This is a genomic window from Microbacterium paraoxydans, from assembly GCF_020524545.1.
Taxonomy (GTDB): Bacteria; Actinomycetota; Actinomycetes; order Actinomycetales; family Microbacteriaceae; genus Microbacterium; species Microbacterium paraoxydans_C.
Map to the genome: position 1 here is coordinate 1 of NZ_JAIVLG010000012.1, position 19,050 is coordinate 19,050.

The window sequence follows — 19,050 nt, forward strand, 5'->3', positions numbered from 1 at the left end:
TGATCAGGATCTCGTACTTGGCCACCGTTCACGATGTCCTGAGACATCACCGCGCCACCAGACCCACCGTTCACGATGTCCCGAGACAGTCGTTCACGATGTCCTGAAACCAGACACCCCCTCGCGCACAGTGTGATGTCTCAGGACATCGTGAACGACTGAACCCCCGGTTTCCGGGGGTTCAGTCGTTTTTGAGTTGGTAGTTCTTGGTGGGGTTGAGGGTGTATTCGGCGAGTAGTTCGCCGGTGTCGTGAACCGTCCCCGGTTTGATGCCGTTTCCTTTCGAGTCTGGAAGGAAGATGTTGATCATGCCGAAGAGGATTCCGGAGGAGACGAAGCAGCGCGCGATCAGGCTCGTGCTCGATCACCTCGATGAGTACCCGAATCTCACGAGCGCGTGCGAGACCGTGTCGAAGCGGCTCGGTTTCGGTGCCGAGAGCTTGCGCCGGTGGGTGCGTCAGGCGCAGGTCGACGTCGGCGACCGGCAGGGCGTGACCTCGAGCGAGTCGGAGCGGATCCGCAAACTCGAGCGCGAGAACCGCGAGCTGCGCGAGGCCAACGCGATCCTGCGAGACGCGGCGGTTTTCTTCGCCGGGGAGCTCGACCCCCGAAAGCGCTGATCGTCTCGTTCATCGAGGAGCAGCGAGCGCTGGGACGCGCGGTCGAGTCGGTCTGCCAGGTCCTGCGGGAGCAGGGCGTGCAGGTCGCCGCGCGAACCTATCGGTCCTGGAAGACCGCACTGCCCTCATTCCGCGACCTCGAGGACGCGGTGATCATCGACGCGATCCTCGCTGCCCGTGTCGACGAGAACGGGAAGGCGACGCCGGAGTCGATGTATGGGCGGCGGAAGATGACCGCCTTACTGCGCAGGCAGGGCCTGACCGTGTCGAAACGCCGTGTGGACAGGCTGATGCGTGACCTTGGCCTCAACGGGCTCGTGCGCGGCCGCGGCGTGCGGACGACGGTCCCGAACCGCAACGCCGACCGCGCGCCGGAGCTGCTGGAGCGGGACTTCACCGCCGCCGCCCCGAACGGCCGGTGGGTTGCCGACTTCACGTATGTGCGGACGTGGTCGGGGTTCGTGTACGTGTCGTTCGTGATCGACTGCTTCTCGCGGTCGATCGTCGGCTGGCACGCCGCGACGACGAAGACGACCCCGCTGGTGACCACCGCCCTTCGGATGGGACTGTGGCAACGCGACCGGGCAGGTCACCCCGCCGGCGACGGGCTCGTGCATCACTCCGATGCCGGGTCGCAGTTCACCTCGATCAGCTTCGCCGAGACGCTCGCGCTGGAGGGCATCGCGGCTTCGATCGGGAGCATCGGCGACGCCTACGACAACGCCCTCGCGGAATCGACGATCGGACTGTTCAAGAACGAAGCGATCCGCGACGACTCGCCGTTCCGGAGCGGGCCGCTGCGCACCCTCGACGACGTCGAATGGGTCACCGCCGAATGGGTCGACTGGTACAACCACCGACGCCTGCACTCCACACTCGGCGACGTCCCGCCCGACGAATTCGAGGCAGCCCACTACGCTTGCCTCGAAACGCCATCCCACCCGGTGCTGGCACCCGCATAGGAGCGGCAGAAACCCGGGGACGGTTCACAAGGTCCTCGGCGGAACCTGACCGATACTCCACACCCTCGATCTGCTCGGACGGGATGGATCGGCTCAACGACGTCACCTCGTGGCCGCGGCGGCGGGCTTCGGCGACGACGGCGGAACCGGCGTAGCCGCTTCCGCCGAGGACTGTGATTTTGGCCATTGGAACTCCTTGAGGATATAGGTGGCGTGGAGGCGTCTCGGCACCCTTACGCTGGATGGTGTAGTGCAGTTGGCTGCCTTTTGAGCGTACTGAGCTGCACGGTGCCCGGATCCGATATTTCGTGATTCGTCGCCTTAGAGTCGCTGAGACCGTTGGAAGAAGATGGCGACAACCAGTGCCGCGATCACAATGGCAGACATGGCTGTGATGGCCGCGCCGTCGAGACCAGAAACTGCGAGCACACCGCTAACACCAACGACGCCTAACGCGTTCGAGGTTCTCATCATCGCAAACACCTCGGCGCGTCTATCGGGCGGTGAGAGTTGGTCTAAGACAAGGGAGTAATACGTGCCCAGCGCGGGCAAGCAGAACCCGACCACGACGGCCCCGAGGAGCAAGAGGGTGATGTTGACGCGCAACCCAACGAGCACGGCGCCAGCTGACGTGAGGACAAGGAGGGCGATGACCTGGCGTCGTGTGAGAATGCGGTTTCGGATGCTCACCCAGACCCCTCCGGCGACTGAACCAACGCACAGGGTCAAAGCGAAGACGAATCCCCACTCCGGCGCGAGTCCGAAACGTACAGCGAACGGCACCGCGCCCACCTCGACAGCCGCTACCACTGCGGATCCAGCTGCCGCGCAGATCAACCAAACCCAGACCGCCCTCGGTAGCGGCATTCGTCGCGGCGTCGCAGGACGTAAGGGAGCCCGCGCTTGCGGGATGGAGGGCATGAGGACGAGCGGACCGACGCCGAGAATGGTGAGCGTGAACATTGCGACCACGGGAGACAACGTTCCTAGCGCGGCAGCCAGCACGGGCGAGACTGCGAATGTGACTTCGTTCAGGGTTGCTGCGACCCCTAGAGCGCGGGGTAGACGCTCAGGCTCGACGAGATAGTTCAAGAGTGACCGCTGGTACCCGTAGGCGGCGCCGTTGGTGAGGCCGGCGGCTGCGGCGGCGGTGATGAGGACGGGCATGGGCGCGGCGACGGCGGCCGCATAGGTCACGCCGAGGAGGGCGACAGTTCGCGCGACGAGGAGGGCACGTAGGTAGGACACCGGATTGAATCGGTTGCCCCATCTGGAAAGTGGAGTTGCGGCGAGAACTTGAGCGGCAGTCATCGCGAAGACCATCCCTGAGCCTGCTTCCGCGGACCCAGTCAGGGGCAGCGCCAGAAGCGAGAAGGCAATCGGGGCTGCAGCTTGGGGCACACCGAACGTCCCATACCCGACTTGCCATCGCACGAGCTTCCACCGACTGACCGCCATGGTTTGAGAGTATCGACAGTGCAGCAGAATGCTCTTCTCTGCGCTTTCGCATGCTCGCGGGAACGGTACATCGACCGGCACATGCCCCTCCCTTCTCGCCCCCGCTGAGCGCCGAAATTCGGTGCGCATGTTGCGTCGATGTAAACATCTGCGCACGCGCGCATCACACGCGAACGTCGGCGCCGCGAATTCTCGGGGCCGCGTGGCTTCATATGGTCCGGCCTGCAAATCTGCAGTCTGAACTGCGGCGGTGTGCATTGACGTGATCAACATCGCCGCCTTGGATGTGTGTAACCCGAAGAGGTCTCGATACTTCCGCCCGAAGGAGCCGCAATGCCCACTCTGACTCGTGTCGCACTTTCCACCGTCGATGGTGAACTCAAGCCGGCGGGACAGCGTGCCGGCGCTGATTCCGGGGATCCGCAGCTCAGGACCTTGGCGCTGCCGACCGGGAGCGACGCAGCCATTGGTGTCTGGGAATGTGAACCGGGCGGCTGGGAAGTCCTCAACCGCCCAAACACGGAGACGTTCACTGTGCTGAGCGGGTCTGCGGTCCTGACGGACTACGACACCCAGGAGCAGACCACCATCTCGGCGGGGGACCTCATCATCCTCCCGCCCGGTTGGTCGGGCCGCTGGGATGTCACCGAGACGCTTCGCAAGGCATATTCCATCTTCTGACCGTTCAAGGAGCACCAATGACCGCTGCATCCGTAACCGCCCCGGCGAGGTCGACAAACTCGCCCCGCCGCATCGCTGCTGCCCAGATCATCGGAACCACAATCGAGTGGTACGACTTCTTCATCTTCGGCACAGCGTCTGCGCTCGTGTTCAACACGATCTTCTTTCCCGAGTTCGACCCGTTGACCGGAACCCTGTTCGCATTCGCGACGTTCGGCGTCGGGCTCGTCGCCCGACCGCTGGGCGGGATTATCTTCGGTCACATCGGAGACCGGATTGGTCGGAAGACCACGCTCGTCGTGACTCTCATCCTTATGGGCGTCTCCACCGTCGCCATCGGACTACTACCCACGTTCGACACCGTCGGTATCGTCGCCCCCATCCTTCTCGTCGTGCTCCGCATCATCCAAGGCATCTCCGTCGGAGGGGAATGGGGCGGCGCCGTCCTCATCGGCGTCGAGCATGCTTCCCCGAGCAAGAAGGCGCTTTTCGGCTCTTTCGCACAACTCGGATCCCCGATTGCGCTCGTCCTGTCAACGCTCGCGTTCCTCGCCGTCTCGTTCGGGTCGCCTGAGTGGATGCATGACTGGGGCTGGCGCATCCCGTTCCTCGCATCCGTCATCCTCATTCCGGTCGGTCTGTACATCCGCAGCCGCGTCTCTGAGTCTCACGAATTCAAGGAGGCGTCCAAGAAGCCCAAGCCGGAGCGACTGCCGATCTTGGAAGTCCTTCACCGCAGTTGGAAGCAGCTTCTGATCGGCGTCGGCGTCGCCAGTGGCATTTTCGTGACGTACTACCTGTTCGTCACCTTCGTCCAGGCGTATGCGAAGAACACCCTTGGTATGCCGCAGTCGATCTCCTTGCCGGCAAACATCATCGCTGCCGTGTTCGAAGGCGGAGCTTTGATGCTCGGGGCATGGTTGTCGGTGAAGGTTGGCGGGAGGCGCATCGCCATCATCGGTGCGGCCGCGCTCGTCGTATGCGCCATTCCGAGCTTCATGCTGGTGAGCACGGGGGAGCCGTGGGCGCTCTATCTCGCGACCGCTGTCAGCATGACCGCACTTGGGCTCCCGTACGGCGTTATCGCAGCGGAGATCGCGCTCATGTTCAAGACTCAGGTGCGTTATACGGGGCTGTCGCTGTCGTACAACGTCTCCAGCGCGCTGGGTGGCGGGCTCTCGCCCGTTCTTGCGACGCTGTTCCTCGGCTGGACTGGGAATCTGTGGGGCGTGGCGATCATGACCCTTATCGTCTCCGTCATCATGCTCCTGTCGTGTATTGCTCTGCCCAAACGCGACTTCAGTGACGACGTGCAAGAGTCATAGGACGCGTAGTTAGGCACGGAAGGAACACCCCGTATGGCCCCCCAGATTGTTGTCTATACCGCTCGCTCTGTCATCACGATGGATCCTGGTCGTCCGAGGGCGGATGCTGTTGCTGTCATGGATGGGCGCGTCCTCTCCACCGGGACGGTAGAGTCGATGGGGCCGTGGCTCGAGCGGTACGACCACCGCATCGACGACCGGTTCAAGGATGCGGTGATCACCCCCGGCTTCATCGACCCGCACACGCATTTCGAGATGTCGTCCGGGTATCTGGGGGTCCCTTACGTCGGGCCGATTGAGTCGCCAGGGCCATGCGGGACGAATCCGGCACACCCCACGCGCGAGAGTGTGCTCGAGGAACTTGCGTCGTTGAACACCTCGACGCCAGAGGGGGAAACGATTGTCGCGTGGGGCTTGGATCCAGCGATCCAAGGAGGGCACCTGCACCGAGACGAGCTCGACGCCGTCGTTCCAGATCACCCGCTGTTCGTGATCTCGTATGCTCCGCACTTCCTTTACGCCAACAGCCGTGCGCTGGCGTTGACGCCGCTGACCGACGACTCGACCAGTGAAGGAGTAGGCAAGTACGATGACGGCCGCCTCAACGGTCAGTTCATTGAGATGGCCGCCCACAAAGCAGCGGTCGGCAAATCGGCTGCGGACCTCGTGGATGATGCTGGAGAGGCCGGGCTTCGCCGCATGGCGGATGTCGGGGTCGCTGGTGGCGTCACCACAACTGCGGAGATGCTCTTCGGTCTCACTGACCCTGACCGCGAGTGGCGAATCCACGACGCCGTCTTCAACGCGCCGAATCCGGCGATGCGCATGGCGCTCGTATACAGCTCCATGACGTTGCACGACGATCATGGCGCTGACGCCGCTGCCCACCTTGCAGAACAATACGCCCGTAACTCCGACTCGCTTTTCTTTGCGGGTGTGAAGTTTCTCGCGGACGGTTCGTTCCCGGCGATGTCGTCGCGAACTCGGTGGCCGGGATACCTCGACCTCACCAACGGCGTCGAGAACGACGTCCCGTGGACCGAGTTGGCAGAAAGGATGCGCCCGTACTGGGAGGCGGGCATCCCGATTCACTGTCACGCAAACGGCGACGAAACCATCGATGCGACCTTGGACGCGCTCGCTCAGCTGCAGGCGTGGCGTCCGCGGTTCGACCACAGGTTCACGTTCGAGCACTACTGCCTCAGCACCCCGGATCAGGCACGCCGTCTCGCGGTTCTCGGGGCGCTCGCGTCGGTGAACATCTACTACGTGCATTATCGGAGCCACATCCACCGCGAACAGGCATACGGTCCTGACCGTGCTGAGGCACTCGGCCGCGTGGGCTCGCTCGCTCGCGAACGTGTTCCCTTCGCGCTGCACTCTGATTTCTCGCTCGTCGGTGTTCCGATGAAGCCGTTGACGGCCGCGTGGATCGCCGTGAATCGAATTGCTCAAGACGGCTCGACGGTTTTTGCTCCCGGTGAGCGGATCTCCGTTGACGCAGCATTGCACGCCATCACGACGGATGCTGCATATGTGCTCGGTCAGGAGCGCGTGCTCGGAAGCCTCGAACCAGGCAAGTTCGCCGACTTCGCCATCCTCGATAAGGACCCTTACGAGGTGGCGCCGGAGGAACTGCGGGACATCGAGGTGCTCGGAACCGTCGTCGGCGGAGTCGTTCATGGGGCCTTGGCCTGATGTATCTCCCTCCGCACTACGCCACGAACGATGGAGAAGCGCGCGAAATCGTGCGATCCGGTCGGGCCGCGGATTTCGTCACGGCAACCGAGTCAGGTCCGGTGGTGAGCTTTCTGCCGTACGTGTTTGACGAGGCGGGTGGACGCTTGCTGGCGCACTTTGCTCGAGGCAACCAGCACTGGAAAGAGCGTGCCCTCGGATGCTCGACAGCCATCATTCACCGACCGCACGGTTACGTGAGCGCGGATTGGTACCCCTCGACCCGTGAGACCGGCGGGTCTGGGCCGACATGGAACTATGTCGTCGCGCACGCGCGCGGTGACATCGTGATCCACGACGATCCGCAGTGGGCCATCGAGAGCATCCGTCACCTCATCGATGTGAATGAGGCGGACCTCGGATCGTCCTGGTCGCTTGACGATGTGTCGGAGGACTACTTGCGCAAGCGAGTGCGTGGTGTGGTCGCGTTCGAGTTTGTCATCGACACCATCGAGGCGAAAGTGAAACTTTCGCAGAACAAGCCGCAACAGGATGTCGACAGCGTCATCGCGCATCTTCGGCAGGAAGGTAGCGCTGTGGCCGATGATATGCAGCGGCACTACGGGGCGGGACAACAATGACGACTGGATTTTCGCTCGCGGCGACAGAGATCGCTGCACAGGAGCCGGGGGTTGTGTTCGGTCTCATGGGCGACGGCAACATGCGCTTGACAACGGCTCTCATCCGTGACCACCAGGTCCGCTATGTAGGCACAGTGCACGAGGCAGGCGCTGTTGCTGCTGCGGATGGGTATCACCGCGCAACCGGCGGTATCGGTTACGCGACCATCACCCACGGTCCTGGTCTGACCAACGCGGTGACCGCGTTGACCGAAGCGGTGCGGAATCGCAGTCAGCTACTCGTCATCACCAGCGAGCCGCCTCAGCGCCGTGAGTACGCGCAGCACATCGATTCGGCGATGGTCGTCGCCCCGACCGGAGCCGGATACATCCTCATCAGACATGAGTCGGACATCGTCGCAGGGTTGCGTCGCGCAGCACGGGCGGCGCGAAAGCAGCGCCGCCCTATCGTCGTGAACGTGCCGTTGGACGTGCTCAACGCTGACCTCGACGCCGACGGCCCGGCGTACTCGGCACCGACAGTCACTGCACCACTACCCACTTCAACCTCTCTCGCAGACATCGCGAGCGCGGTAGCGGCGCTCCGTCACGCGCGCAGGCCGGCAGTTCTCATTGGCCGTGGTGCGATGAGCTTGCCGCTGGAAACCGTTCACGCGCTTGGTGATCGTCTGAAGGCGCCGATACTGACGACTCTCCTTGCACGGGACCGCTATCAGGAATCGTCGCGGAGCCTTGGCGTCGCCGGAGGGCTCGGTACGAGAGCTGCGTGTGGTGCTCTTGACGAGGCGGATGCTCTACTCGTGCTCGGTGCGGGCCTCAACCATTTCACGACGCAGCATGGCCGTTTCACTGACGGCAAGACGATTATCCAGGTGGACACAGACTTCGAGGCCTTCGGTCTGCACGTTGAGCCGACGGTCGCTGTCACCGCAGACGCCGGCATGGCCGCAGCTGACATCATCAGCGCACTCGATGCGGCCAGCGAGGACGATTGGGCTCAGCCGTGGTTCGATGCCCGCGACCGAGAGACCCTTTCGGATGAGTATGAGTCCGGAGATCGCGGTTCAGGTCTCGACGCTCGAGACGCGCTTATACATTTGAACGCGACTCTTCCACGCGAGCGGATCATCGTCACAGACGTGGGCAGGTTCGTGATGGCGGCGTGGAAGTATCTCAGTGCTCCGAGCCCTGGCCAACTCATTCACACATGCACCTTCGCCTCCATCGGCTTGGGGCTAGCGACTGCCGTGGGTGTAGCTGCGACCGGGCGACCAACGGTGGCTGTGGTCGGTGACGGTGGCCTAATGATGTCGCTCGGAGAACTCTCGACAATCGCGCGGCATTCTCTGCCGGTGGTCATCTTGGTCGTCAATGATGGGGCGTATGGCGCCGAGCACATGCGGTTGCGTCAGTACGGCGAGGATCCTCAGCCTTCGCTGATGGCGTGGCCCCACCTCGCCGAGGTTGCTCGTGCGTGCGCGATACCCAGCATCGTGGTCGACGGGAAGGAGTCATTGCAGCATGCTGCGACCCGATTCTCGGAGTTGCCGACCCTGGTGGACATCCGCACAGACCCGGCAATCGATTACGGCGACTGGTGATTCTCGGTTGCTTTCGTGCGCGCTGCACGCAGGCCTGGCTGCGCTGCCACGAGCCCTCGGAGAGCCTCAATCATTGTCTGAACCCGCGCCAGCTGCACGACCTGTTTCGGCACGACTAGCCAGTACGTCCGCTCCACGCTGAACTCCGACGGCAGCAGCCGGACAAGCGAGGGATTGTCTTCGCCGATATAGGTGGGAAGAGGGGCAACGCCAAGTCCACGCAGGGCGGCCGTGAGATGTCCGGAGATGTTGTTGGTCTGCACTTTTGCTCGAGCTCCCGGGAGAACCTGGTCGAGGATGCGCAGGGGCTGGACGTCCAACACGGAGTCGACGTACCAGATGATGGTGTGGTCGGATCGCACGGCAGCCAGATCCTGTGGCGCGCCATGACGGGCGACGTAGTCTACGGAGGCATACAGACCCAGCTCATACTCTGCGAGCCGTTCGGTTCTGGTGCTATGCCGAGCTGGCTTCTCAAGAGTTACCGCCAGATCGAAATCGCGTGCGACAAGAAAGTCGTGTGATGTCGCCGTCGACACTTCCAGATACACGTCCGGATTCGCCTCATGGAACACCGCCAACCCGGGAACGAGGACGTATGCCCCGAACCCATCCGGCGCGAGCATACGAATCGTTCCCGACAGGGATCCTGGGGCCGAGGTAAGTGTTTCGGAGGCTGCGGCAAGGGTGCTGTCTATGCTCTCCGCATACGGGAGGAGTCGTCGCCCCACCTCCGTCAGTTGCCAACCGCCGCGTCCCCTATCGAAGAGCCGGTGGCCGACCTCAATCTCTAGCCGGCCTATGCGGCGCGACAACGTTGTCTCATCCACACGCAGCTTGCTCGCGGCGTCGGACAGCCGCCCCGTGCGTGACAACTCGAGCATGAGCCTGAGGTGATCCGTGCTGATCTCCATGTCTGCATTGTTGCAGATTTGCCTGCGTGACTGTGCGTTGACCTAGGCAAATATGCGGTGAAGGCTGAGTGGATCACACCTACGCTACGGAGGCGCATACATGTCATATGAGGTGAGCTTCCCGCGGCTCGTTCGGGTCGGCGGTGGTGCCATATCTGAGGTGGCGGACATCGTCGTCCAACTTGGCATCACGAGGCCATTCGTCGTCACTGACGCGTTCCTGAAGAACTCGGGACTGCTCGACAAAGTCGTTGACATACTCGCGACCGCGGGGATTGTTGCGGGGTCGTTTGCGGAGACAGTCGCGGATCCGACGACTGCGTCGGTGGCCACCGCGATGCAAGCTGCAGCCGACCATAATGCGGACGGCATCATCGCATTGGGGGGCGGCAGCCCTATCGACACGGCGAAGGCGATGGCAGTACTCGCCAAGTACCCGGGGCAGATGCACGAGCTGAAAGCCCCGGTGTCGTACAACGGGCCAGCTCTGCCGGTGGTCGCTATTCCGACAACTGCTGGCACTGGATCGGAAACCACACGGTTTACCGTCATCACAGACAGCCGTACCGGGGAGAAGATGCTCTGCGCGGGTGGTTCGTACATGCCGGAGGCAGCGATTGTCGACTACGAGTTGACGACGACGATGCCGCCACGCTTGACGGCGGATACCGGGATCGACGCGCTGACGCATGCCATCGAGGCGTACGTCAGCACCAAAGCCAACCCGATCTCGGATGCGTTGGCTCTGCGAGCCATCGCGCTGATTGGACGCAACCTCCGTCGCGTGTACACCGACGCGGACCATATTGCTCGCGATGAGATGATGACAGCCGCGACTCTGGCGGGGATGGCTTTCTCCAACTCCAGCGTCGCCCTCGTGCACGGCATGAGCCGCCCTCTCGGAGCTCATTTTCACATCGCGCACGGCCTGGCGAACGCGATGCTGTTCGCCGAAGTGACAGCATTCTCGGTCAGCGCAGCTCCCGAGCGTTATGCAGAGTGTGCACGGGCGCTGGGGCTGGGTGCTCATGACAGCACAGCTGCGGAACTAGGGTCCGAGCTCGTGGCGGAGCTTCGTGCCCTCGCGGAGGAGCTTGAGGTGCCCACGCCCCCCCAGCTCGGCATCGAACGTGAGAACTGGTCAGAGCACGTGCCTGTGATGGTGACCCAGGCCATCGCTTCCGGCTCGCCAGCGAACAATCCGCGGATCCCGACCGCTGACCAAATCGCGGAGATCTTCCAGACCGTCTTCGACCACCAGAAGGAGCAAGCATGACGAATGTGACCGAAGCTGCCACGACGACAGACACAGCAACGACAGTTCGCACCATCGGACATTGGATCGAAGGTAAGGAGCACCGTTCCCAGAGTGGCCACACCGCCACGGTCTATAACCCGGCCACCGGCTCGGTGACAGCGAATGTTGCTCTCGCCGACCAGGCAGAGATCGACGAGGCCATCGCGTCCGCCGAGCGCGGTTACCAGGTCTGGAAGAACTACTCCATCGCCAAGCGTCAGACCGTCATCTTCGCCTTCCGCGAGCTGCTGAACGCCCGCAAGGACGAGTTGGCGGAGATCATTACGGCCGAGCATGGCAAGGTCGTCTCCGACGCCATGGGCGAGATCCTCCGCGGTCAGGAAGTCGTCGAACTTGCCACCGGCTTCCCGCACCTCATCAAGGGCGCGTTCAGCGAGAACGCGTCCACCGGCATCGACGTGTACTCGCTCAAGCAGCCCCTCGGTGTCGTGGGCATCATCAGCCCCTTCAACTTCCCGGCCATGGTCCCGATGTGGTTCTTCCCCATCGCCATTGCCGCCGGAAACGCCGTCATCCTCAAGCCCAGCGAGAAGGACCCGTCCGCTGCGCTGTGGCTCGCGCAGCTGTGGAAGGAAGCCGGTCTCCCCGACGGAGTCTTCACCGTCCTCCAGGGCGACAAGCTCGCCGTCGACGGTCTGCTGCACAGCCCGGTGGTGCAGTCCATCTCCTTCGTCGGCTCCACGCCCATCGCGCAGTACATCTACGAGACCGCGTCGCGCAACGGCAAGCGTGTCCAGGCGCTCGGCGGTGCGAAGAACCACATGCTCGTCCTGCCCGACGCCGACCTCGACCTGGTCGCCGACCAGGCCGTCAACGCAGGCTACGGCGCAGCCGGCGAGCGGTGCATGGCGATCTCTGTGGCCATCGCCGTCGAGCCCGTCGCTGACGAACTCATCGAGAAGATCTCGGAGCGCATCGCCATGCTAAAGATCGGCAACGGCGCGGGCCAAGACGGCGTCGAGCCCGACATGGGACCGCTCATCACCGACGTGCACCGTAACAAGGTGGCCTCCTACGTCGACATCGCGGAAGCCGACGGAGCGAAGATCGTCGTCGATGGTCGAGGTATCACGGTCGACGGGCACGCGGACGGCTTCTTCTTCGGCCCGACCCTCATCGACGAGATCCCGACCACCTCACGCGCGTACACCGAAGAGATCTTTGGCCCAGTGCTGTCGGTGGTGCGAGTGAAGACCTTCCAGGAAGGCCTAGACCTCATCAACTCCGGCGAGTTCGGGAACGGCACCGCGATCTTCACCAATGACGGTGGCGCTGCTCGTCGCTTCCAGAGCGAAGTCGAGGTCGGCATGATCGGCATCAACGTGCCGATCCCCGTCCCCGTTGCCTACCACTCGTTCGGTGGCTGGAAGGCGTCGCTGTTCGGTGATGCCAAGGCTTACGGTGTGCACGGCTTCGACTTCTTCACTCGTGAAAAGGCCATCACGAGTCGCTGGCTCGACCCCGCCACCCACGGCGGCATCAACCTGGGCTTCCCTCAGAACAGCTGAGCGAGCCAATCGACCCTCGCCGCGGGCCGCTTCACAATCTGATGTGGAGCGGGCTCGTCGGGTCTAGCCGCCGATTCCGCCAACAATCTCAGGGATCTCGAAGAGATTTCCGGTGTCGCCGGTATGCAGAAAGGCGACGTTGCTCCCGGCGGGGATTCGTCCACTACGCGCGTGGTCGAGCATCCCCGCGAGACCTTTGCCGGTGTACACAGGGCCGACGAACACGCCCTCCGTTGCAGCGAGCTCGCGGATCGCTTGGGTGCTCTCTACGGAAGCGACCGCATAGTCCGAGCCGATGAAGCGCTGGTCGACGTCGATCTCAGCGCGAATGCTTGGGATGTCGGGGACATCGGCACCCAAGGTGCGAAGGACAACCTGCGTGCGTTCTGAGATGACGCTCGGATTCATCGGGTCGCTGTCGTTGTAGCTCTGGATGGCGATGGAGCGAAAGCGAACGGAGGAGCCCAGGCTTAGCTTCGCGGCCAGCATGCCGGGGAGCGCTGTGCCGGTTCCGATGGTGTGGTAGGCGAAATCCAGATCTACACCCATCTCCTCGGACTGCTGAAGCATCTCGGCGAACGTCACCGCATGAGCGACGAATCCTTCGGCAAGTGCGCCTCCTGTGGGGACCACGAGCACCTTCGCCCCGCTCTCCTCCAACGCGAGCTTGCGACGCTCGATGAGATCGGCGATGACGGCGCCGACCTCGGGGTCTTCCCACGGGTTGCCCTCCACGTTGACCAGGTGGGTCTCGACCCCCATGGTCTGTGTGAGGAGGTAATTGCCGCGAAACTCGGTGAGTTCGCCGTGGTTCACCGTGTTGCGAGTGAGGACGAGGATCGGTGTGATTCCGCTGCGCAGGCACGCCGCAGCAAATTGCATGCCGGAATTGGTCAGTGACGCCCCCTGAGTGATGAGGTGCGTCACACCATCCGTGAGGGCGCGTCCGATGATGAACTCTGCCAGTCGAGTCTTGCTTCCGCTGATTGCGCTCGGGCCGGCGAGGTCTTCGCGCTTCATGAAGAAGTTCACTCCATACGCGCGAGAGAGGTTCGGCAACGCATGAAAGGGAGTGGGGTAGAAACCGACTCGCGTGCGCGGGAGGGCATCGATGGTCTGGGAGAAGTCGGTCAGGTTCATAGGACCAGCCTTGGGCTGAGTCAGGATAAGAACAAGCGAAGATTGCTTCTCTCTCGATAAGCTCCAGTGATGGATCGAGAGTGGCCATTCGACCCCCGGCACTTACGTGCTCTTGAGGCCGTGGTACGGCTGAAGTCATTTCGAGCTGCTGCGGAGGAGCTCGGGTACACCCAGTCCGCAGTCTCGCAGCAGCTGTCGGAGCTTGAGCGTCGTGTCGGGCACCGTGTCCTCGAGAGGAGGCCGGTGCGCGCGACGGAGACGGGCCAAGTCCTTCTCGATGCTGGGGCTTCGTTGAGCGCAGTGATGGGTCGCGCCGCCATCGAGCTAACAGCCCTGTCTAGCGGTGATGCTGGCACCCTACGAGTGGGTGCGTTCATCTCTGCGGCAGCTTCGTTCGTCCCACCCGCTCTCGCACAACTTCGAATGAACCATGCCGGAGTTGGCATCGTGCTGCGCGAAATCGAACAGCACGAAGCAGATCCATTGCTGCTCCACCGCGAGCTAGACCTCGTCGTGACGTTCGACTACGTCCACGCCCCGGAGAAGGTGCCGGCGGGAGTGACCCGGACACACATCCTTGACGATCCCATCATGGCTGTCCTGCCTCACGGGCACCCCTTGAGTGACGCAGATGTCGTTGACCCCCGTAGCCTCCCAGCAGATCAGTGGATCAACACCGCGGTCGATGTCGGAGCCTTCTCTCCTGCCCCTGCGGAAACTGCACGGGGCGGTCTTGGTTTTGATGGGCAGGATTTCCGGACGGTGCTAACTCTGGTTGATGCCGGCCTGGGCGTTACGTTGCTTCCGTCGTTACTGCTCCTGGATCCGCCTGCAGGCGTCGTCGTGCGGCACCTCGCCCCGGAGCACAGTCTCGTACGTCGGATATTCGTCAGTGAGCTTTCTGCAGACCGGGTGCGTTTGTCTCAGCAGCGGCTCGTCAGCTACCTAGCTGACGCTGCCAGCCAGATGGCCGTTGCGACACTTCCGGGCACCGGGTCGCGGGCGCTTCCGCTGTCGACGTTCTGAGTTCCCATTCTGGGAGTCCGCGCGGGATGTCGCGGATGCCATGTGTCCATGGGCGGGGTGCGGCGGTTGAGGCCGGTCGTCCCTTTGCGCGCACGTTGGTCGTGAAGAAGGGCCACCGTTCACGTGCCCGCGTGTGCCGAGCTGCCGCGTCTATGATGCCTAAGTGACCGAATCCCCGAGCGACCTCTCTGCCGTGATAGGCGCACGCGTGAAAGACCGGCGCCAGGAACTGCGATGGACCTTGGACCGCCTCGCTGAACAGGCAGGCGTCAGCCGTCGCGTCCTGGTGAACATCGAGCAGGGAGCAACGAACCCGAACATTGGGACGTTGTTGCGCGTCAGCGACGCTCTCGGGGTGGGGCTTCCCGAACTTGTCGAGCCGCCGGACATCGACCTTGCACGAGTGACGCGGCATGGTGAGGGAGCGGTCCTGTGGAAAGGTGAATGCGGGGGCCGGGGTGTACTCGTCGCGGGCACGAAGTCGCCGAACGTAGTGGAACTCTGGGATTGGACCCTCGCTCTCGGGGAGCGGCACGACAGCGAAGCGCACATTGACGGCACTCGAGAGTTGCTCCAGGTATTACGGGGCTCTGTAGAAGTCAGGGTGGGATCAGAGGCGTTCACGTTGGCCGAACGGGATGCCATCACGTTTCGTGGCGATGAAGCTCACGCATACGTGAATGTGGGCGATGGTGAGGCACGCTTTGCGCTCACGGTTTTCGAGCCGATCCCAGGTGGCGCGCACCGGTAGAGCGGCCCATACAGCAGAGCGCTGCCATCCGTGTGGCGGGATGACAGCGCTCTCCGCATGCACGGGTGCTGCGGTGTGCCCGCGCGCTCAATCCCCCGATATGTCGCGCGCGGGGCGCCTATGCGCTCTCTGAGGGCGAGGCGGTTTTCGGGTGACCAGTGGGAGCGAGCTTCAATCCGATGACTGCCCCGACGATGCCCCCGATGAAGATGAGCTTCCACAGGGACGCCGGTTCCGTGCCGGTGAGGATGGCGTAGATCACGGTCAGGGCGGCGCCCAGACCAACCCAGACGGCGTAACCGGTGCCGATGGGGATTGTCTTCACTGCCCATCCGAGGCCGACCATGCTGAGGGTCGCGGCGGCGAGGAAGATCGCTGTCGGGACGAGCTCGGTGAGACCGTTCGACAGTCCAAGCGCGGTGGCCCACACGGCTTCAAGGACGGCGCTTCCTAGGAGAACGAGCCACGGCATCAGCTCACCACCTTCAATCCGATCACTGAACCGACCAGAAGAAGAAGGAGAGCGACCCTGATGAGCGTTGGACGCTCCTGCTTCGTCACGAACCCCCAGACGAGCGTCAGCGTCGCACCGATCCCCACCCAGACCGCATATGCGGTCCCGGTCGGTATCTCATTCATCGCCCAGGCAAGTCCCGCGAGGCTCGCACCGATGGAGACGAAGAACAGGATCGTGGGTCCCCTCTTCTTGAAACCATTGGACGCGGACAGCGCAGCTGCCCACACGGCCTCCAGCGTGCCGGAAAGGAGGAGGACAACCCAGGCCATGGAGTTCCTTTCGCTTGGGTGCTAGTCGACGACTCGTCGTTGACTACACTGCCTAGTGCAGTATTATGCACTACATGAACGATGCCGCCAACTCCCTCTCTCGCGCAATCGGGGCGCGAGTGAAGAACGAGAGGACCGCTCGTCAGTGGACCCTGGATCGACTTGCAGAAGCAGCTGGCGTCAGCAGACGCATGGTCATCAACGTCGAGCAGGGAGTGGCCAACCCGAGCGTCGCGACCCTCGTCCGCATCAGCGACGCCCTTTCTATAGGATTACCGAGCCTGGTCGAACCGCCCACCACACACAGCACCAGCCTCACCCGAGACGGTGAAGGCTCCGTGTTGTGGAGAGGGGAACATGGTGGGGAAGGCGTCCTTCTCGTTGGCACCCAGCAAGCAGACTCTGTAGAACTCTGGGAGTGGACCCTCGCTGTCGACGACATCCACCGCAGCGATCCCCATGCTCCGGGGACGAGGGAGTTGTTGCAGGTCCGCTCCGGTCGAGTGAGTGTTTCCTCGGGGAGCCAGGTGCACATACTTGCTCTTGGCGATGCCATCGCATTCGCAGGAGACAACTCGCACTCCTACATGAACGCCGGCAAAGAGGAGGCTCGATTCCTCCTCGCCGTGTTCAAACCAGATCTTCGCAAACACCAATGGAAGGAGCCATGATGGCTACGACAACCGACCTCGAGAGCTTTCTCAACGAGGCCACCATCGACGAAGAAGTCTTCGCTCTGCGTCCCGATTACCGGGCACTGCTGATCGCCGTGGACGGCATTGAGCCAGGAGCCAGCGATGCGCATAGCGAAGCGCTTCTCGTACGCGCTGAAGCAGTCGCTGCCTCCTCGCTTGCGCAGGGACCGGTGGAGGAGCTCCCTCACATTGCTGCTTGGCGGGAGGCCTACCGTGCATTCGGTGCCAAGCCTCAGCGCACGCGCAACAGCCTCGAAGCACTCACCCGCCGCGCTGTAGACGGTCTCCCACGCGTGAATCGATTGACCGACATCTACAACGCAATTTCCGTCACTCACCAGATCCCGCTCGGAGGTGAAGACCTCGGCGGTTACGAGAGCGCACCGCGACTCACACGCGCGAGCGGGTCTGAGAACTTCGACACCATCTCGGGTGGCGAGATCACCATCGAGCACCCGGACCGTGGCGAGGTGATCTGGGGCGACGTTCGCGGTGTCACCTGCCGACGCTGGAACTGGCGGCAGGGACGCCGCACTGCGCTCACCGACAACACCCGATCTGCGCTCTTCATCCTTGACGCGCTGGCGCCACTGAGCGATGAGGACCTCACGCGGGCGGGCCAGGAGCTCGTCGATGAGCTGAGTCGTCTCGGCGAAGAGATCACAGTCTCGCAGCGACTTCTCGCCGCAGGAACGAACTAGGAGGAAGACCAACATGACCACTCGACCCGACAAGCACAACGCTGACACTGTGGACTTCCTCACCTGGGCAGTCCACGGCGGTAACACCATCGATGAAGGCACCGGCGCGGTTCGCACCCCGCTCGTCATGGCCAACTCGTACCGGCTTCCGGACGACCCGGCCTCCATGGACTGGTCTGCCACCGACCGTCTTACCTACACGCGAAACGGCGGCGCGAACCAACAGGCGCTGGAAACCAAGCTCGCTGCGATGGACGGCGGCGAGGCGGCCGCGACCTTCGCAACCGGAGTCGCCGCCCTCCACGGTGTCTTCTTCACCCTCCTGAAGACCGGAGATCACGTCGTCGTGTCGAACGTCACGTACGAAGCTGTCTGGAAGCTGTTCTCCGAACTCCTCCCCGAGCGGTACAACATCGAGGCGACGTTCGTGGATGTCGGAGACCTCGACGCTGTCCGCGCGGCAATCCGCCCCAATACGAAGCTCGTTCATGTCGAGACCATCGCGAATCCCACAACCAAGGTGGCCGACATCCAGGGGATTGCGAAGATCGCCCACGATGCGGGAGCGCTGCTCACCGTCGACGGCACGTTCACACCGCCGCCCTTCTATCGGCCGCTGGCGGACGGCGCTGACCTCGTCATCCACTCGCTGACGAAGTACATCAACGGACACGGTGATGCGATGGGCGGCGCGGTCATCGGCAGCTCCGAGCTGGTGGAGCACATCCGACACGTCGCTGTCGTTGATGTCGGAGGAGTCATCTCCCCGTTCAACGCCTGGATGATCATGCGCGGGTCGGTCACCCTTCCGCTCCGGCTCGCTCAGCACCTCGCTTCCGCGCAGCGAGTTGCAGAGTTTCTCGAATCCGATCCTCGCATCGCGTATGTGGAGTACCCGGGTCTTGCGTCCCACGCACAGCATGAGATCGCCAAGCGGCAGTTCGGCGGACGAGGGTTCGGTGGCATGCTCGCATTCGCCGTTGATGGCGACAGCGACACGCAGAACCGTTTCGTTGACAACCTTGGTGTGGTCACCTCCGCTGTCTCCCTCGGGCACGACGAAACCCTCATCGTTCACGTTGGACCGGATGCGCGCGGAGGAAGCGAAAGCTATCCCGCTGGATTCCTTACCTACGGGCACCTTCGCCTGTCCGTGGGACTGGAGTCCGCAGACGACATCATCGCTGATATTCGTTCGGCTTTGGACCGTACGGAGATCACTGGCGCGCGAAAGGGCGGACAGTGA

19 protein-coding genes and 1 pseudogene are annotated in these 19,050 nt (G+C 63.0%); 13 read left to right on the forward strand and 7 right to left on the reverse strand.

Translation table 11 applies throughout. The features are described from left to right. Positions 1 to 181: 181 nt before the first annotated feature. Positions 182 to 310 (reverse strand): hypothetical protein, encoded by a 129-nt coding sequence (locus LC041_RS17245; RefSeq protein WP_264189505.1) that lies wholly within the window; start codon positions 308 to 310, stop codon positions 182 to 184. Between LC041_RS17245 and LC041_RS16685 the strand changes: the two genes are divergently transcribed. Next, positions 309 to 1,582, forward strand: a protein-coding gene (locus LC041_RS16685) for an IS3 family transposase (protein ID WP_226534231.1) whose coding sequence is annotated in 2 segments (ribosomal slippage) — positions 309 to 579 and positions 579 to 1,582 — 1,275 coding nt in all. Because the reading frame shifts where the segments join, the coding sequence is not laid out codon by codon here. The two genes, LC041_RS17245 and LC041_RS16685, sit on opposite strands and share 2 nt — an antisense overlap. An 82-nt stretch (positions 1,583 to 1,664) precedes the next feature. Here the strand turns inward: LC041_RS16685 and LC041_RS17455 are convergent. After that, positions 1,665 to 1,769 (reverse strand): annotated as a pseudogene (locus tag LC041_RS17455) (NAD-dependent epimerase/dehydratase family protein); the annotation flags it as partial. Positions 1,770 to 1,903: 134 nt separating this feature from the next. Next, positions 1,904 to 3,313 carry an MFS transporter gene (locus tag LC041_RS16690; protein ID WP_308012793.1) on the reverse strand — a complete coding sequence of 470 codons (1,410 nt, stop codon included), beginning with the start codon at positions 3,311 to 3,313 and terminating at the stop codon, positions 1,904 to 1,906. 60 nt (positions 3,314 to 3,373) lie between these two features. Between LC041_RS16690 and LC041_RS16695 the strand changes: the two genes are divergently transcribed. From LC041_RS16695 to LC041_RS16715, 5 genes are read left to right on the forward strand one after another with little or no spacing between them, the layout of a single operon-like run. Beyond that, complete coding sequence (locus tag LC041_RS16695; RefSeq protein ID WP_226534234.1) at positions 3,374 to 3,721, forward strand: cupin domain-containing protein; 348 nt, start codon at positions 3,374 to 3,376, stop codon at positions 3,719 to 3,721. Positions 3,722 to 3,738: 17 nt separating this feature from the next. Continuing rightward, positions 3,739 to 5,046, forward strand: a complete 1,308-nt coding sequence (locus LC041_RS16700) for an MFS transporter (RefSeq protein ID WP_226534297.1) — start codon at positions 3,739 to 3,741, stop codon at positions 5,044 to 5,046. Positions 5,047 to 5,079: 33 nt separating this feature from the next. Next, a complete protein-coding gene (locus LC041_RS16705; protein ID WP_226534235.1) occupies positions 5,080 to 6,744 on the forward strand; it encodes an amidohydrolase in 1,665 nt (554 codons plus the stop codon). Then, the gene (locus LC041_RS16710; protein WP_226534236.1) at positions 6,744 to 7,364 is read left to right on the forward strand and encodes an FMN-binding negative transcriptional regulator; all 621 of its coding nucleotides are present in this window, start codon (positions 6,744 to 6,746) and stop codon (positions 7,362 to 7,364) included. Before LC041_RS16705 ends, LC041_RS16710 begins: the two co-directional genes overlap by 1 nt. Then, complete coding sequence (locus tag LC041_RS16715; protein WP_226534237.1) at positions 7,361 to 8,965, forward strand: thiamine pyrophosphate-binding protein; 1,605 nt, start codon at positions 7,361 to 7,363, stop codon at positions 8,963 to 8,965. The genes LC041_RS16710 and LC041_RS16715 overlap by 4 nt, the downstream gene beginning before the upstream one ends. On the opposite strand, the gene LC041_RS16720 is transcribed toward LC041_RS16715, so the two are convergent. Then, positions 8,950 to 9,879: a LysR family transcriptional regulator gene (locus LC041_RS16720; protein WP_226534238.1), complete on the reverse strand. Its 930-nt coding sequence runs from the start codon at positions 9,877 to 9,879 to the stop codon at positions 8,950 to 8,952. The genes LC041_RS16715 and LC041_RS16720 overlap by 16 nt on opposite strands. 100 nt (positions 9,880 to 9,979) lie before the next feature. Between LC041_RS16720 and LC041_RS16725 the strand changes: the two genes are divergently transcribed. Together LC041_RS16725 and LC041_RS16730 are read left to right on the forward strand one after the other, a co-directional pair. Then, positions 9,980 to 11,155: an iron-containing alcohol dehydrogenase gene (locus LC041_RS16725; protein WP_226534239.1), complete on the forward strand. Its 1,176-nt coding sequence runs from the start codon at positions 9,980 to 9,982 to the stop codon at positions 11,153 to 11,155. Further along, positions 11,152 to 12,705, forward strand: a complete 1,554-nt coding sequence (locus tag LC041_RS16730; protein WP_226534240.1) for a CoA-acylating methylmalonate-semialdehyde dehydrogenase — start codon at positions 11,152 to 11,154, stop codon at positions 12,703 to 12,705. The genes LC041_RS16725 and LC041_RS16730 overlap by 4 nt, the downstream gene beginning before the upstream one ends. 63 nt (positions 12,706 to 12,768) lie before the next feature. Here the strand turns inward: LC041_RS16730 and LC041_RS16735 are convergent, their stop codons facing one another. Continuing rightward, positions 12,769 to 13,845 (reverse strand): 1-aminocyclopropane-1-carboxylate deaminase/D-cysteine desulfhydrase, encoded by a 1,077-nt coding sequence (locus LC041_RS16735; RefSeq protein WP_226534242.1) that lies wholly within the window; start codon positions 13,843 to 13,845, stop codon positions 12,769 to 12,771. A 69-nt stretch (positions 13,846 to 13,914) separates the two neighbouring features. On the opposite strand from LC041_RS16735, the gene LC041_RS16740 reads away from it, so the two are divergent. Both LC041_RS16740 and LC041_RS17420 read left to right on the forward strand, forming a co-directional pair. Continuing rightward, the gene (locus tag LC041_RS16740; protein ID WP_226534244.1) at positions 13,915 to 14,871 is read left to right on the forward strand and encodes a LysR family transcriptional regulator; all 957 of its coding nucleotides are present in this window, start codon (positions 13,915 to 13,917) and stop codon (positions 14,869 to 14,871) included. Positions 14,872 to 15,034: 163 nt separating this feature from the next. After that, positions 15,035 to 15,622, forward strand: a complete 588-nt coding sequence (locus LC041_RS17420) for a helix-turn-helix domain-containing protein (RefSeq protein WP_226534246.1) — start codon at positions 15,035 to 15,037, stop codon at positions 15,620 to 15,622. Between the two features lie 118 nt (positions 15,623 to 15,740). On the opposite strand, the gene LC041_RS16750 is transcribed toward LC041_RS17420, so the two are convergent. Together LC041_RS16750 and LC041_RS16755 are read right to left on the reverse strand one after the other, a co-directional pair. Next, complete coding sequence (locus LC041_RS16750) at positions 15,741 to 16,094, reverse strand: DMT family transporter (RefSeq protein ID WP_226534248.1); 354 nt, start codon at positions 16,092 to 16,094, stop codon at positions 15,741 to 15,743. Further along, a complete protein-coding gene (locus LC041_RS16755) occupies positions 16,094 to 16,408 on the reverse strand; it encodes a DMT family transporter (RefSeq protein WP_226534250.1) in 315 nt (104 codons plus the stop codon). The genes LC041_RS16750 and LC041_RS16755 overlap by 1 nt, the downstream gene beginning before the upstream one ends. A 74-nt stretch (positions 16,409 to 16,482) precedes the next feature. Here LC041_RS16755 and LC041_RS16760 point away from each other — a divergent pair, with 74 nt between their 5' ends. Genes LC041_RS16760 through LC041_RS16770 form a run of 3 tightly spaced genes read left to right on the forward strand, consistent with a single transcriptional unit; the run spans position 16,483 to position 19,050 of the window. Next, the gene (locus tag LC041_RS16760; protein ID WP_226534252.1) at positions 16,483 to 17,079 is read left to right on the forward strand and encodes an XRE family transcriptional regulator; all 597 of its coding nucleotides are present in this window, start codon (positions 16,483 to 16,485) and stop codon (positions 17,077 to 17,079) included. Next, on the forward strand, positions 17,076 to 17,804 hold the full coding sequence (locus tag LC041_RS16765; protein WP_308012794.1) for a B3/B4 domain-containing protein: 729 nt from the start codon (positions 17,076 to 17,078) through the stop codon (positions 17,802 to 17,804). Before LC041_RS16760 ends, LC041_RS16765 begins: the two co-directional genes overlap by 4 nt. Positions 17,805 to 17,817: 13 nt before the next feature. Then, entirely contained in the window at positions 17,818 to 19,050 is a 1,233-nt protein-coding gene (locus LC041_RS16770; protein WP_226534253.1) for a trans-sulfuration enzyme family protein, read from the forward strand.